Below are 15,364 nucleotides of genomic sequence, written 5' to 3'. Positions count from 1 at the left end.
GGGACTGTGTCATTTAGTTTAGATAATATCGTGAACAGTTTGTGTTAATGAGAAAAAAATACATTTTAATGAACAAAAAGACCCTTTGCAAAGCCAATTAGCTTTGCAAAGGGTCTTGTTATTTACTAGTTAGTTTGCTTTGTTGTAAGCAACCGCAATTTTCGCGCCAACTACTGCATTGTTTTTCACTAATGCAATGTTCGCTTCAAGGCTCTTACCTTCTGTTAATTCTTTTACTTTGCCAAGTAAGAATGGTGTTACGTTTTTACCTTGAATACCATTTTCTTCAGCTTCTACTAAAGCTTTTTCAATGATATTTGTGATAAATGCGTGCTCAAGCGCATCCGCTTCTGGGATTGGGTTAGCAATAACAGCGCCACCTTGTAAGCCTAGATCCCATTTAGCACGTAACATTGCTGCTACTTCTTCTGGTGTATCAAGTTTGAAGTTTACATCAAATCCACTTTGACGAGTGTAGAATGCAGGAAGTTCTGCAGTGCCGTAGCCAACTACTGGTACACCTTTCGTTTCAAGATATTCTAGTGTTAAACCGATATCTAAAATAGATTTCGCACCTGCACAAATAACAGCTACATTTGTTTGGGCTAATTCTTCTAAGTCTGCTGAAATATCCATTGTTGTTTCAGCACCACGGTGTACACCACCGATACCGCCTGTTACGAAAATTTCAATGCCTGCTAGCTCTGCACAAATCATTGTTGCAGCAACAGTTGTTGCACCTAATTTTTTTGTAGCTAATAAATAGCCTAGGTCACGGCGAGAAGTTTTCGCAACGCCTTGTGCATTACCAAACATTTCAAGTTCTTCATCAGATAAACCGATTTTAATTTTACCGTCAATTAATGCGATCGTTGCAGGTACTGCACCGTTATCACGGATAATTTGCTCTACTTCACGTGCTGTTTGCACATTTTGTGGGTACGGCATACCGTGTGAGATAATTGTTGATTCTAATGCAACAATTGGTAGACCTTTCGCTTGTCCTGCTTTTACTTCTTCTGATAATACGATGAATTCTTTCATGATGTTATTCCTCCATTTCACTTTTCAACAATTCTTCTGACAATTCAGGTCTTACTGTGTACGGCGACGCCAATGTATTTTTAGCATTTGTTAAGCCTGCATCAATACACATGTCAAAGGATTGACCCCTTAACCAACCGTGAATAACAGCACTTACAAATGCATCACCTGCACCCGTTACATCTTCAATTCTGTCGATTGCTTTCGCGCCAAAATGACGTGGTGCAATCTCTGTCGAAGCAGCATAAACACCTTTGCTACCTGCAGTAATAATGACATGCTCGGCACCTAATTGAAGAAGCTTGTGAATCGCTTTTTCATAGCCTGCCTCATCCACAATTGTATGACCTACAATTGTCTCAGCTTCGTCAGTATTACAAATAAACCAAGTCACGCCCTGCAATGTATCCGGTAATCGATTCATTTTTGGTGACGATACCGGTACAATGACAAATGGAATTGCCCGCGCAATCGCTACTTGTTGGATGTAAGCTACCGTTTCTTTCGGACAATTTAAATCCATAATAAAGCAGCCTGCATTCATTAGCATGGCCTCGTTTTTCTTCAATAAACTCGGCACTAATAAATCATAAACATCCATGTTCGCAACAGCTAAGGCAAGCTCACCTTGCTCGTCCATAATCGCAGTATAAGAACCCGTTGTGGCTTCTGGTAACTGCTCGACATAACGCAAATTCATAAACGACTCTGATGCTTCTTGGATTACTTGCCAATCTGCATCCTTACCAGCTGTCGTGAGTAACGTTACCTCATGATTAAGTCGACCTAAATTTTCCGCAATATTGCGACCAACCCCACCTACACTGAATGAGGAGCTAGCAGGATTGGAAGTACCAAATTGCACGGCCCCTTTTACATGAAATTTACGATCGAGATTAGCTCCGCCGATACAAATAATTTCATTTTCCTCAGGTAAAATATAAGCACGGCCAACAATTTTCCCTTGCTTCGTTAAGCTCGACACTAAGTTTGCAAGTACTGGACGGGACAGATTCATCTTATCTGCCATCTCTTGCTGAGACATAAACGGATTTTTGCGAATTAAAGCCAGTACCGCTTGTTCTCTTTCATTCATAGCATCACCTTTTATTATATTTGTTTGTATTATAAACTTTTGTTTGAATAAAGTCAAACTTTTCTTATTCTTGCCTTTCTAAAAGGCTTTGACAGCAAAAAAATAGCACGCTAGATAACTACCTAGCATACTATTTGTACTTTTCATGTTGTTTATACGATTATGTTTAATCGGTAGAATTTATACCTCAGACTTTAGTGAGCTAATTTAGTCAGCTTTTGTTTTTTCACAATAATAACAAATAGACTTGCTAATAAACAAAAAACACCTGCTAAGAAAAATGCCCATGTGTACGAATTGAAAAATTTATAGATTAAACCCCCTCCGTAAGCTGCTACTGCAGCGCCAGCTTGATGGGAGGCGAAAATCCATCCATAAATGATGCCACTTTTTTGTGCACCAAAAATTTGTCTAGAAATACCGATTGTTGGCGGTACAGTAGCAATCCAATCTAAACCATAAAATGCCGTGAACAGTATAAGCAATGTTATTGAGCCTTGCGCTAGGGCAAACGGAAGGAAAACTAATGAGGCTCCTCTTAAAAGATAATACCAAAACAGTAACCAACGATTATCGAAACGATCAGATAGCCAGCCTGATAATGTTGTGCCAACTAAGTTAAACACGCCCATGAATGAAAGAAAGGAAGCGGCTGTTACTAAAGGAATGCCAAAACTAATACAATAAGATACAAAATGGGTTCCGATTAAACCACTTGTAGATAAACCGCAAATAAAAAAACTGCCAGCCAACAGCCAAAATTCTTTTACTTTCACCGCTTCAAATAAACCATTAAAGGCAATAATGATTGGATTTTTCTTATTTGCTACTAGACTTTCTGCTCTTTCTTCCTCTAGCCCATATGGTAGAAGACCGACATCCGTCGGTTTATTTTTCATAAACAGTAAAATCATCATAAACATGATGGAACTTAACACGATAATTAATACTATTGCCCATCGCCATGAGGATTTTTCAATAATCATAGCTAATATCGGCAGAAGCACTAATTGTCCCGTTGCAGTACTTGCTGTTAATATGCCTAGCGCAAGTCCTCTTCGTTTCTCGAACCAATTATTTGCTACAAAAGGACTTAATACAGTTAGAAATAGACTGGCTCCAAGACCAATAATAAAGCCCCAAATAATCATTAATTGCCACGCTTGCTGCATCAATAACGTAAGCGCAATGCCCACTATTAAGACTGCCATAGCCGCTAGCATCATTTTTTTTAAGCCAATAACTTCGAGTAGTGCTGCCATAAATGGACCAGAAATACCATATAAGAAAAGACTAATAGCAAAAGCCATAGCTATAACCGAGCGATCCCAGCCAAATTCCTGTTCAAATGGAGCGAGAAAAACACCGGAAGAAGATAAGGTGATGCCCGCTACAATAATCGAGAAAAAAGTGATAACTAAAATAATCCAACTGTAATGAATACGTTTCATAAGCCACCTGCATTTCGATAAAAATAGTAATTTTTTCAATATTTAAACTATATGTATATACATATAGTTTAATGAATTAGTATTTTGGTTGTCAAGAAAAAAATTCCATTTAGTGGTACAATAATTATTAACGATAAAGTGAAAAGGAGATCTAGTTATGGAGAGAAATTACATAGACATTGACTATACTCAAATTTGCGTATGTGCAAATCTTAGAAAAAAAACTAGGGTCGTTACGCAACTGTATGATAAAGTACTTGAACCTACTAATTTAAAAGTTACGCAATACTCGATGCTAGCAAATATCGCCCAACATAAAGCAGTTACAGTAAGTCAATTAGGTGAAATTCTATTACTTGATCAGACTACCATCACTCGTAATGTCAATCTTTTGAAAAAAAATGGCTATGTAGAAGTGAAGCGTAATCCACAAGATGGGCGAACAAAAACGATCTCTTTAACGACTACAGGCCTCCAAAAATTAACGGAAGCAGCTCCTATTTGGATGGATATTCAGGAGAAAATCATCCATGATATTGGACTCGAAAAATATAAAGACTTTTATGAAACGCTAAAAAAAATTCAACATGTCGTAAAATCCTACGAATAATTATCAGAATTGTTTGAGTGCCTGGCACTTGGATGATATTTCTGAGGTAAATGCACAAAAAACCCTACAATTCGTCGTTAAATCACAAAGAGCCCGTGGTATTTCTACTAGAAATACCACGGGCTCTTGTTAATAATGTTACTTAGTGCTATTTAGTCGTATACAAAACTTTAAAACCTTTATGTACCCTGAATTAGGAACGATTGTTTTTATAAGGGTCATAATTTTTCAAATCTTCTATTGGGACTTTTATTCCGCGAATATCATAATACTCAAACTGTCCTTTAATATCATGTGCAAAATAAAGATATACTATATTAGGCTCATTTTGAAAAGTTACTTTTACATAATAATTAGGTATCCCGGTAGTCCATTTACTTTCAATCATAAAAATATCAGATTCATCGTAACCTTTTTCCTCAATTAGATAATCCATTACTTTATTAAGTGAAATATGCTTTTTTACTTGAATGTACACAAAAGGTGTTAAACATAATAGAAGTACAATAGACAGGATAATTAAAAATTTTTTAATAATTACCACTCTCCCTAATATAGTGAAAGCTTGTTTTATTTAGTAGTGAACGAACCTACATTAGTAAAAATACTAGCATTTTTAATGTGACCAGGTGTTACGAAGGCTGTACTAGAACCTGTTAGACCTAAATTAGTAATATCTCCAGAATTGCTATAGAAAAATGCTTGCCAAATAAACTTAGAACAGTAATTAGGAGAAAGTGTGTTCAATGGCTGTAAATTAATAATATCATAAACTTTAGCATAAGAATAAGCATACGCTGCCCAATCCGCAGCCCCTTGTCCTCCAGAACGAGGTCGGTAAATATAAATTGTTTCATTTGCTCCATGTCGACTACTATAGGTTTCGACTGTATCTCTCTTCCCAGCCACTTCATCTACAGGATTAACATGATATATTCTATAGTCAGGACCGACAATACCTACATGTCCAACAATTTTTGTAGACGTCACTAATGATTTTGTAGAATATAAAACATCCCCTATTTTCATTAATGTTTTTGTGCCAGGATAGTAGTTTTCATTTTCTACAGCATTAGGGGAAATCCAATTATTCGGAATTTCTATCTGATCAGCATAAATAATCTCGGTATTCTGCTGCCTCTAGTTTTCGAACTAAATGGTCTTGTGGCACCAATTGGTCAATTGTCAGCATTTCTAATTATTCACGTTCATTGATTTGATTCTTCGTCATCATTTTCCATCATCTCAAATAGATTAATTTATTTTATAGTAGACGGTTAGCATTACATATAAAGTTGATTGGAGCGGAGGGCGGGCGACTCCTGCGGGAACGCACAGTACGTAAGACGCAACAGACCGCGCGTTAGCGAGGGTTGCGGCTTACGATGTGCCCGCGGAAAGCGACCGCCCATAGCGGAAAGCAACGGCAGTAGTCAACACTTTTATATTATTTTTTTTTAAAAAAAGGACTGTAGGCAAACTCGAAAATCTTCGAGTTTGTCTACAGTCTGAAGCTGTCCCAATTATAGCGACAGCTTTTTTTTAGTATTAGTATTGAATTAACGTTTTCACGTTTAAATCGCCTAATTTTGCACGACCATTTAGTTCGTTTAGTTCGATTAAGAAGGCACAGCCTACAACTTCTCCACCTAATTCCTCAATTAAGCGTACAGTTGCTTCTACTGTCCCACCAGTTGCTAATAAATCATCACAAATAAGCACCTTTTGACCTGGTTTGATGGCATCTTTGTGCATTGTTAATGTATCTTTACCATACTCTAAACCGTAATCTGCACTAATTACTTCACGTGGCAATTTTCCAGGTTTACGAACTGGCGCAAAGCCAATTTCCAGCGCATAGGCAACCGGGCAACCGATAATAAAGCCACGAGCTTCAGGACCTACGATAATTTCTGCCCCTACTTCCTTGGCGTATTCTACGATTTGATCCGTTGCATATTTGTAAGCTGGACCGTTATCCATAATTGTTGTAATATCTTTGAAACTAATGCCTTCTTTTGGCCAGTTCTCAACCGTTGTCACGTATTGCTTTAAATCCATAGTACTTACTCCTCCTACGAAATGGTATTCGCATATAAATTTAATCGTTCATCAAACCATTGTTTTAACTCTATATAAGGTGCATAGACAAGTTTTTGTTCCAATTCAATCTGTTCTGAACGTTGTTTGTAAGACGGTGCCTCCGTTAATGCCGTTTTCGGTACATTGACGTTGACAGTCGTCAGTCCACTCTCCATTTTAACAAAATTAAGTTCAAAAAACACCTGTGTCATAAATTTTAATGCTTCTAATGGCCAACCCGTATGCTTAGCCAAATCTGACAAATGCATGTCCAATGGAAATGCAGGACGTTGCTTTAGAAATTTATAGTACCACGCAAATTGTTCACGACTAGGCATGCCATTGAAATACTGTGAATCCGGCATATAAAAATGAGCATAAATACGCGTAGGTGCAGTTTTTTGTAAAACATTTTCTAATAATTGAACATGCTGCGGTAAATCCAGCAACACAATATAATCGGTTTGCTCCACATTGGCTAACATCTCATCAATCAATATAATGGGCACACCAAGCAATGATTGATAGTAGCTAATCGTCTCTGGACGGAACGCAAAAAAGTTTGCTTCCTCTTTTGGCACTGTATGTAGCCAACGTGATGTTTGACGAATGCCACGAATATCAAATAATTGCCATTCTGTCGTTTGGACATCCTCAATCATAAATTGTGGCTTTTTTCGCCCTTGCCACTCATTAATTTGAAGATCACCTGTAAACGATACTTTTACACCATATGTCAGCTCATTGTACAGATGCCCTTTATTAAAGCCTACACTATCCAATTTCTCCAAACCGTCTGTTAATTCCATCTTAATATGATTTTCAGCGGCGCCAATTTTACGCATAGTGGCAATTTCCACATCTTCAAGCACGTACACTGGTTTCGGGAAATCTGTACCGAATGGGCCAAGTGTTGCAATCTCTTCAATAGCATCCACGGAAATTTCATCTATTTTAAGTGGGATATCAATTGACAAAATCGGTGTTAGTTGCTCTTCTGTTAAACATTCTCTTGCCTGTGCATCCAAGCGCGCTCGCAGTTCATCCACATGTTCTAGCGGTAACGTCATTCCTGCTGCCATTGGATGTCCGCCAAAATGCGGTAAAATATCTCTATTTTTCGCCAACTCATTATACAAATGGAATCCTTCGATACTACGTGCAGACCCTTTTGCTGTCCCCTTCTCAAAATCTAAGGAGAGCACAATGGTTGGACGATAATAAAGCTCAACAAGTCTCGAAGCGACAATCCCTACAACGCCAGCATTCCAGCCTTCTCCCGCTACAACTAACACAAGAGAGTCTCCAATTTTCTCATCTGCTTCAATAAGAGCAATTGCCTCATCTGTAATACTTTTGACAATATCTTTGCGCTCTGTATTACAGCCATTTAATTGTTTAGCCAGTGCTGCTGCCTTTGTTGTATCTTCTGCCATTAATAACTCGACAGCAGGAGAGGCTTCGCCAAGTCGCCCCACTGCATTTAAACGTGGTCCAAAATAAAAGCCAATTGTTTCTTCATTTATTGTGGCTTGCTCAGCACTTGCCACCTCACACATCGCCTGTATCCAAGGGCTAAGTGAACGACGCATTTCTTCAATGCCACGCTTCACAAGATAGCGATTTTCGTCCACTAACGGTACTAAATCAGCCACAGTCCCGATCGCTACAAACTCAAATAAATGTGTTGGTAGCTCTCCGTATAGGGCATGCGCTAATTTAAACGCCACCCCAACTCCTGCCAGCTCACCAAATGGATAATGCCCTTCTGGTACACGCGGATGTAAAATGATATCCGCTGGTGGCAATTCCTCACCTGGTTCATGGTGATCTGTTACGATGACATCCATCCCAAGTTCTTTTGCCACTCGAATCGGTTCAAGACCTGAGATGCCATTATCCACCGTTATGATTAATTGAACGCCCTCTTCATAGGCTTCACGAAATAATGTTTCACTCGGTCCATAGCCGTGTAAAAAGCGATTTGGTATTTTAAAAGACACATCTGCACCAAGGTCTAGCAATACATTGAGCATTACTGTTGTACTTGTCACTCCATCGGCATCATAGTCTCCATAAACTAATATTTTCTCATTGTTTTCAAGTGCTTGCTGAATGCGCGCGACTGCTTCTGTCATGCCATGCATTAAAAATGGGTCGTGGATATTCGCTTCTGTCATATTTAATAAGCTTTCTGCCTCAGCTGATGTTGTACAGCCTCGTGCCGCCAAAATTTTTGCCGCAATTGCAGAAAGGTGTAAGTCATTTTGTAATGTTTGTACAAGTTGTGCGTCGGGACGCTCTACCTGCCATCTTTTTTTCGATAAAATCATTTCTCTCACTTCCTCACGAAGGCTATTATACCGAAAATCAAGCACGTACGCACTACTCACTAACTTACTAGTTTTATCCTGATTGAATAAATTATCTACAAAACAATCATGGAAGTGCAAAACTATTATTCACATATAATATATTATTCGCTATAATCATTTAGATGTATGAGAGAAAGTAGGTAAGTGATGATTGAAATTTTTTGGCTATGCTATTTAGGATTTTTAGCAATAGCTTTAATTGGAATATTTTTAAAAGAGGGCTATAAAACTTCTTTTGGTATAGTTGATTTTGTTTTTTCTTTAATAACATGGATCGGTCTATTTTGTTACGTTGCTCATTATCAATTCCTTCCACTAGTTGTATGGAAATTGGTCTTTATCTTTGGCTTACTATTTGATGTTGGCTATAGTTATAAAAAGTTTAATGAAGAAGTACGTTATGATGGTGAACCATTCTATGTTAAACTAGCTATTTTCGGCATCACATTGAGCATCCTGATTGGCCCATTATATGTTGGATTATTCAATTATGCTTTTAAATAATTATCACATAAGACAAAAAGTGTTAGTTTGACTACAGTCAATCTAACACTTTTTAGCTATGTCGTTAATATTCGCTTATTCAACCCAAGAAAAGTGCCAGGCACCCAAACAATTTACAAACAATTCTATTAACGCGCTGACGTCTCAGGCACACCTTTTGACGCTGCGACTAATGCTTCGACTTTAGCGACATTGCCTTCATGTAAAGCCGCTACAATTGCACTGCCAACGATTACGCCATCGCCAAGTGCTGCCATGCTCACAACTTGCTGTGGTGTTGAAATACCAAAACCAGCTAAAACCGGAATATCACACATTTCACGTAACCGTTCAAAATGACCTTCTAAATCATCCGCAAAGCTTGCACGCGCCCCCGTAATACCGTTTACTGTTACTGCATAGACAAAACCTTGACTAGCCGCCGCAATACGAGCAATTCGCTCTGGGGGACTTGTTAACGATACAAGCTGTACAATATCGACGCCATGGGGATTTAACGTTTGACGTAAAATAGCACTTTCCTCTAAAGGTACGTCAGGTACAATTAAGCCCTTTATCCCCCCTGCCGCACAAGCGCGTGCAAACTCTTCCAAGCCATAAGCTAATACAGGATTAAAATAAGTCATGACGACTAATGGCACTGTGATTTCTTGACGGAATGAGGCTAGTGCTTCTAAAACATTACGCAATGTTACACCTTGCGCTAAAGCACGTTCTCCTGCTTGTTCAATGGTAGGCCCGTCTGCAACAGGATCTGTAAAGGGAATACCCACTTCAATCGCTGTAACACCCATCTTTTGTAATGATAATATTGTAGGCTTTAATGTTGAGAGTCCACCATCTCCTGCCATAATATATGGAACAAATGCTTTATTACCAACGTTTTTCACATGTTCAATTGCTTGCTGTAACATTATCATAATTCCTCACCTCCAAGTACTGCACGCACAGTATGGACATCCTTATCACCACGACCTGATAAGCAAACAACAATAATATCATGTGCATCCATTTCTTTTGCCAGCTTTGCTGTATAGGCAATCGCATGGGCACTTTCCAACGCTGGTAAAATCCCCTCTGTACGGCTTAGTAATTGTAAACCTTTAAGCGCCTCTTCATCTGTAATAGAATCAAACTTGGCGCGGCCGATATCATGTAAATAACAATGCTCTGGCCCCTTGCCAGGATAATCAAGTCCAGCTGAAATGGAATGTGCCTCCTGCACAAAGCCATTGTCATCTTGTAGTAAATACATATACGCTCCGTGTAAAACGCCTAACTGGCCGCCGGCAATAGCTGCTGCATGCTTGCCGCTATCAAGACCGCTACCAGCCGCTTCTACACCATATAATGCAACTGCTTCATCATCTACAAATGGATGGAACATGCCAATTGCATTGCTACCGCCACCTATACATGCAACCACCGCATTTGGTAATCGTCCTTCTTTTGCCAGTATTTGCGCTCTTGTTTCCACACCGATTATACGTTGGAAGTCACGCACAATTTTCGGGAATGGATGTGGCCCTAATGCTGAACCTAAAATATAATGGGTATCTTCGACATTCGTCACCCAATAACGTAGTGCCGCATTGACTGCATCTTTCAGCGTTTTTGACCCTGTTTCCACCGACTCTACTTTTGTACCAAGTAGCTCCATTCGGAATACATTTAATTGTTGGCGTTTAATATCCTCGGCGCCCATAAAAACAACACATTCTAAATTTAACAATGCACAAGCAGTAGCAGTTGCTACACCATGTTGTCCTGCACCCGTTTCCGCCACTATTTTCTTTTTCCCCATACGTTTGGCAAGAAGCGCTTGCCCAATTGCATTATTAATTTTATGGGCGCCAGTATGATTTAAATCTTCACGCTTTAAGTAAATTTTCGCTCCTGCAAGTTCTTGTGTTAAATTTTCTGCATAATATAGCGGTGTTTCACGTCCTACATATTCCCGTAAGTAATAAGCTAGCTCGTCTGTGAATGTTGAATCTGCCATTGCCTCGTCAAATGCCACTTCTAGTTCAATTAAAGCAGTCATTAATGTTTCGGGCACATACTGCCCACCAAATTTCCCGTAACGTCCTTCCTTTGTCGGTACACTATTTGCTATTGAAACTACCATTATAAGCTCCCCCTTTTTACTGCATGTAAAAACGTTGCTATTTTTTTCGTATCCTTACTACCCTCTGTCTCCACACCACTAGAAACATCTACCATGTAAGGGCCGACAAGTGACAATGCCTCATGAATATTTTCTATTTTTAAGCCACCTGCTAAAATTAACTTTTCATGTGGAATGCCAGCTGTCTCAAGCAATGTCCAATCAAACGTATGGCCACTGCCACCTTTATAGTCCGTGCCAGGCGCATCGAATAAATAGTAGTCGACATCATAGCTAGTAGCTGCTTGCACATCTTCAGCGCAATGGACAGACAATGCTTTAATGGAAGGATAACCTTGCTGAACAATAAACTCTGGCGTTTCCTCACCATGATATTGCACATAATCTAATGGCACGCTAGAGACTGCCACACGTAGTTCCTCAGGCGTCGGATTGACAAAAACACCAATTTTCCGTACACCTTCAGGTACATGCTTTGCTAATTGTTGAGCCTGCTCAATGGATACTTGACGTCTACTTGGGGCAAAAACAAAACCAATGGCATCGGCTCCTGCTCGCACGGCAGCTTGCACATGTTGGACTTCTTTCAATCCACAAATTTTGACCTTCGTCATACGGATGCCTCCGCTTTAGGTACTTGTAATAGTTGCAGTGCAGCTCCTGCATCGCCACTACGCATTAACGATTCACCTACAAGAACAGCACTTGCCCCCATCGCCGCCACCTTATTAGCATCTTCGTTATTCCAAATACCACTTTCACTAATGAGCACACGTTGCTCCCCAAACGGAAAGACTGCTGCAATGTCTTTTGTCCGTGCTAGATCGACTTCAAATGTGCGTAAATCTCGATTGTTCACACCAATTAGCTTTGCCCCTACAGTGAGTGCCCGCTCCAGCTCCTCGACATCGTGAACTTCAACTAACACTTCTAGATGTAAACTAGTGGCGTATTGATATAAATCTTGCAACGTTGCATCGTCAAGTGCTGCGACAATTAATAAAATAATGGATGCACCAGCTGCTTTCGCATAGCAAATTTGTACTCGGTCAATCATAAAATCTTTACAAAGAAGTGGTGTTTGAACTGCGTTCGCAACGGCTGCTAAATCTTCATATGAACCTTGAAAAAACGTCTTATCCGTTAAAACCGAAATGGCAGCTGCGCCAGCGTTGGCATAGATTTTTGCCTGTTTTACTGGATTAGCTCCCTCCGCAATAAGACCTTTCGATGGAGAAGCACGTTTCATTTCTGCAATCACTTGCAAAGTATCAGCCATTTTTAACGTTGTAAGTAAAGAATCGCGCTTGCTGTCGTTACTAGTCGTCAATGGATTTGACTGTGCAAGTAATTCGGCTACTTCTATTTTTTTCTGTTCGATAATTTTCGTTAATATATTCATTGCCCAATCTCCACCTCTTTAATGTTCTCACTATAAGCGACTACTGCTTGTAATTTCTGTAATGCACGACCACTGAAAATACTTTCCTTCGCCATCTCCACACCTTCTTTGACGGTGTGGGCTATGCCGTGGCTAAACAAACCAATTCCTGCATTTAATAAGACCGTGTCAAAATAGGCACTTTGTTCCCCCGCCAGCAACTTGCGCATAATAGCTGCATTATCGTGTGCATCTCCACCGCGAATTGCTTCTAAAGGGGCATAGGGAAGTCCGACATCCTCTGCTGTTAAAGAAAATGGAATTAAGTCCCCCTTATCCACTAAAACAAAGGTATTTTGACCAGCAAGTGATGCTTCATCCAATCCTTTAGGGCCCGAAACGACAAGTGCTCGCTGCCTGCCAAGCATTTGCAAAACCGAAGCATATTCCATCACAAAGTTTGGACGATTTATTCCTGTAAATTGTGTTGCTAAAGGGACTGGATTTGTTAGTGGGCCGACGAGATTAAAAATTGTTGGTTGCCCTAAAGCTCTGCGTACCTCTCCGATTCGCTTCAATTTCGGATGCACATTCGGTGCATATAGAAAGGCAATGCCTTCTTTCTCTAAGAGTGCAGTCGTTTGTTCAATCGAAATATTTGTGTGAATGCCTAAAGCTTCTAACACATCCGCACTACCTGATGCAGAAGAAATTTTACGATTACCATGTTTGGCCATTTTCACACCCGCGCCTGCCAAGACAAAGGCTGAAGCAGTACTAATATTAAATGTATTTAAGCCATCGCCCCCTGTACCGCAGTTATCCATATATAGGCCATCTTGCGCTGGTACTTGCAGTGCAAACGAACGCATCACCGTTGCTAACGCCGCTACTTCATGAGCTGTTTCGCCTTTTTGGGATAAGCTGATTAAAAAATGGGCAATGTCTTGTTGGGGCGTTTCCTGTTGGAACATCCATTGCGCCGCTTCAAACATTTCCTCATACATTAAATGTTGGCGCTGCATTACCTTTCGTTGAATATTTTCCATCATTCCACTCCACCTCCATTTTCTAAATGATGTAAAAACAACTGTTGTTCTGTATTTATTTGTTTCACTACATTCTGGACATTTGAATATTTGGTCACTATGACAGTCGATTGCATATGCATTGCCTCCTGTTCAATAACAATTGATTTGCCTGTTAATGCAAAATCTAAATGTCCATTAAAGCCGATAAAGCCAATAGCGCCACCAAAAACGGCTGGTAAATTTTGATCTATTTTTTCTAAATGACGTTCTTTAAGTTGTGCAGGTATACTGCTTACTGGGGGTAACGTGGCCGCCAGTACATCTACTGCGTGAAGCATCGGCAAAAGTTGCCCCTCGACTTGTGATGTCATATGCAATGCTTGCTTTAAGCGCTCAATTCTCATCGCGTCAATGACCTCGATAGAATCACGATAACAAACAGTTGCGAGCTCCTGTTGTACAGCCGTAACAAGAACTGTATGTGATTTCCTCACCTCAGCATTGTCGTACAATTTGCTTTCATGTTCTAAATCTTCAACAGTAGTCCCCCCTCGTGGATAAAAGCCTTCCGTTGGGGACGCAATAACGCGTTGGCCTTTTACTTGAATTAAACTTTCCGGTGATGTCCCTAGCACAATATGGTCATCAAATGTTACATAATACATATACGGTGCAGGATTTTTTTTTCGTAATTGACGATAGAGTGCAAATGCATCGCCCTTGATAGTTGCTAAGTATTGTTGAGACAGGACTACATGACAACGCTCATCGTTTAATGTGTTCGTTAAATTTGTAATAAACTCTTCCCGCTGTTGATTTGATACCGTCTTTAACGCTTGATAGAACCATGTTGTTTCTTCCCCTTCCTTGCCTGTTAACAACTGCTGTGCCAATTCTTCTAAGTTGGGTTCTTTTGTTTCAGCATCAATGTTCGTATAGATTAATGTCACTTCATCCGTTACATGGTCAAAAACGACAATCGTTTCATACACATGGAAATGGACATCTGGAAACGTCAACATCTCTTCATTACTTGCTATGCTGTTCGTAGCATGCTTGCCTATATAACCGATAGCGCCACCTGAAAATGGAAACTCTGTCGTATTGGAAATACGTGGCATTAAGCGCTTCAACAAGGTGAAAAGGTCGCCTTTATGTGTATACGTTTGCCCTGTTTTATAGGAGAATTCTTGGATTTCGTCCCCCACACCTTTATATGTTTTTCGTGGATTGGCACCGATGAAAGAAAAACGTCCTGCGCCTTCATGTTGTGCTGAACTTTCTAGCAAAAATTTATGCGTACCTTGTAAGCGTCTAAATATTAAAATAGGTGTTAACGAATCCCCATTAATCGTTTTCATCTTTGTTCTAGAACTTGTTGTTTGCATATCGACAAAACTCCTTTATGAATAAATAATTTCGCATATTACGAGTTTGGAGAAATATAAAACAAAACAAAAAAGCCCTCTGCAAAAAGGAATTCCTAATTGCAGAGGACGATCATGACCGCGTTGCCACCTCATATTAGAGCATTATGCTCTCACTTATGTGCTTCATTTTTACCTATCGTAAATAAAATCTAGCGCTGTGTTTTTATGCGCAAGATTTACAGGCATACCCCTAAAAGACAGTTGTAGGTCAACTGTTCAAATGGAAGCACCC

General features: G+C 39.7%; 15 protein-coding genes and 1 other annotated feature (1 of these 16 running past the window's edge). Of the genes, 2 read left to right on the top strand and 13 right to left on the bottom strand.

Annotated elements, in window-relative coordinates; all coding sequences use genetic code 11:
* Nucleotides 1-129: 129 nt before the first annotated feature.
* From ACIQXI_RS02035 to ACIQXI_RS02025, 3 genes are all read right to left on the bottom strand, one after another.
* The gene (locus ACIQXI_RS02035; RefSeq protein WP_402921099.1) at nucleotides 130-1,044 is read right to left on the bottom strand and encodes a pseudouridine-5'-phosphate glycosidase; all 915 of its coding nucleotides are present in this window, start codon (nucleotides 1,042-1,044) and stop codon (nucleotides 130-132) included.
* A gap of 4 nt (nucleotides 1,045-1,048) precedes the next feature.
* Nucleotides 1,049-2,140, bottom strand: a complete 1,092-nt coding sequence (locus ACIQXI_RS02030; protein ID WP_402921096.1) for a carbohydrate kinase — start codon at nucleotides 2,138-2,140, stop codon at nucleotides 1,049-1,051.
* A gap of 194 nt (nucleotides 2,141-2,334) precedes the next feature.
* Complete coding sequence (locus ACIQXI_RS02025; RefSeq protein WP_402921093.1) at nucleotides 2,335-3,591, bottom strand: MFS transporter; 1,257 nt, start codon at nucleotides 3,589-3,591, stop codon at nucleotides 2,335-2,337.
* Between the two features lie 157 nt (nucleotides 3,592-3,748).
* Here ACIQXI_RS02025 and ACIQXI_RS02020 point away from each other — a divergent pair, with 157 nt between their 5' ends.
* The gene (locus ACIQXI_RS02020; RefSeq protein WP_402921091.1) at nucleotides 3,749-4,201 is read left to right on the top strand and encodes a MarR family winged helix-turn-helix transcriptional regulator; all 453 of its coding nucleotides are present in this window, start codon (nucleotides 3,749-3,751) and stop codon (nucleotides 4,199-4,201) included.
* Nucleotides 4,202-4,394: 193 nt separating this feature from the next.
* On the opposite strand, the gene ACIQXI_RS02015 is transcribed toward ACIQXI_RS02020, so the two are convergent.
* The 4 genes from ACIQXI_RS02015 to recJ all read right to left on the bottom strand — a co-directional run bounded on the left by ACIQXI_RS02015 (nucleotide 4,395) and on the right by recJ (nucleotide 8,616).
* Complete coding sequence (locus ACIQXI_RS02015; protein ID WP_402921088.1) at nucleotides 4,395-4,745, bottom strand: DUF3139 domain-containing protein; 351 nt, start codon at nucleotides 4,743-4,745, stop codon at nucleotides 4,395-4,397.
* Between the two features lie 26 nt (nucleotides 4,746-4,771).
* Nucleotides 4,772-5,230: a hypothetical protein gene (locus ACIQXI_RS02010; protein WP_402921086.1), complete on the bottom strand. Its 459-nt coding sequence runs from the start codon at nucleotides 5,228-5,230 to the stop codon at nucleotides 4,772-4,774.
* A 519-nt stretch (nucleotides 5,231-5,749) separates the two neighbouring features.
* Nucleotides 5,750-6,262, bottom strand: coding sequence for an adenine phosphoribosyltransferase (locus tag ACIQXI_RS02005; protein WP_402921083.1), 513 nt, complete (start codon nucleotides 6,260-6,262; stop codon nucleotides 5,750-5,752).
* Nucleotides 6,263-6,276: 14 nt separating this feature from the next.
* Nucleotides 6,277-8,616 carry a single-stranded-DNA-specific exonuclease RecJ gene (gene recJ, locus ACIQXI_RS02000; protein ID WP_402921081.1) on the bottom strand — a complete coding sequence of 780 codons (2,340 nt, stop codon included), beginning with the start codon at nucleotides 8,614-8,616 and terminating at the stop codon, nucleotides 6,277-6,279.
* Nucleotides 8,617-8,802: 186 nt separating this feature from the next.
* On the opposite strand from recJ, the gene ACIQXI_RS01995 reads away from it, so the two are divergent.
* Nucleotides 8,803-9,162 carry a hypothetical protein gene (locus ACIQXI_RS01995; protein ID WP_402921079.1) on the top strand — a complete coding sequence of 120 codons (360 nt, stop codon included), beginning with the start codon at nucleotides 8,803-8,805 and terminating at the stop codon, nucleotides 9,160-9,162.
* Between the two features lie 128 nt (nucleotides 9,163-9,290).
* Here ACIQXI_RS01995 and trpA read toward each other — a convergent pair whose 3' ends face one another.
* Genes trpA through ACIQXI_RS01965 form a run of 6 tightly spaced genes read right to left on the bottom strand, consistent with a single transcriptional unit; the run spans nucleotide 9,291 to nucleotide 15,090 of the window.
* The gene (trpA, locus tag ACIQXI_RS01990) at nucleotides 9,291-10,082 is read right to left on the bottom strand and encodes a tryptophan synthase subunit alpha (protein WP_402921076.1); all 792 of its coding nucleotides are present in this window, start codon (nucleotides 10,080-10,082) and stop codon (nucleotides 9,291-9,293) included.
* Nucleotides 10,079-11,290 (bottom strand): tryptophan synthase subunit beta, encoded by a 1,212-nt coding sequence (trpB, locus tag ACIQXI_RS01985; RefSeq protein ID WP_402921074.1) that lies wholly within the window; start codon nucleotides 11,288-11,290, stop codon nucleotides 10,079-10,081. Before trpB ends, trpA begins: the two co-directional genes overlap by 4 nt.
* Nucleotides 11,290-11,904, bottom strand: coding sequence for a phosphoribosylanthranilate isomerase (locus ACIQXI_RS01980; protein WP_402921072.1), 615 nt, complete (start codon nucleotides 11,902-11,904; stop codon nucleotides 11,290-11,292). The genes trpB and ACIQXI_RS01980 overlap by 1 nt, the downstream gene beginning before the upstream one ends.
* Nucleotides 11,901-12,692 (bottom strand): indole-3-glycerol phosphate synthase TrpC, encoded by a 792-nt coding sequence (gene trpC / locus ACIQXI_RS01975; protein WP_402921070.1) that lies wholly within the window; start codon nucleotides 12,690-12,692, stop codon nucleotides 11,901-11,903. The genes ACIQXI_RS01980 and trpC overlap by 4 nt, the downstream gene beginning before the upstream one ends.
* A complete protein-coding gene (gene trpD / locus ACIQXI_RS01970; protein ID WP_402925620.1) occupies nucleotides 12,689-13,720 on the bottom strand; it encodes an anthranilate phosphoribosyltransferase in 1,032 nt (343 codons plus the stop codon). The genes trpC and trpD overlap by 4 nt, the downstream gene beginning before the upstream one ends.
* Nucleotides 13,720-15,090: a chorismate-binding protein gene (locus tag ACIQXI_RS01965; protein ID WP_402921068.1), complete on the bottom strand. Its 1,371-nt coding sequence runs from the start codon at nucleotides 15,088-15,090 to the stop codon at nucleotides 13,720-13,722. Before ACIQXI_RS01965 ends, trpD begins: the two co-directional genes overlap by 1 nt.
* A 101-nt stretch (nucleotides 15,091-15,191) precedes the next feature.
* Nucleotides 15,192-15,364, bottom strand: a binding site (T-box leader) (it continues 140 nt past the right edge of the window).

The sequence above is a fragment of the Lysinibacillus sp. NPDC097195 genome, assembly GCF_044762075.1.
Taxonomy (GTDB): Bacteria; Bacillota; Bacilli; order Bacillales_A; family Planococcaceae; genus Lysinibacillus.
The sequence above is the reverse complement of the archived record's forward strand: the minus strand, read 5'-3'. Positions and strand labels throughout refer to the sequence as shown.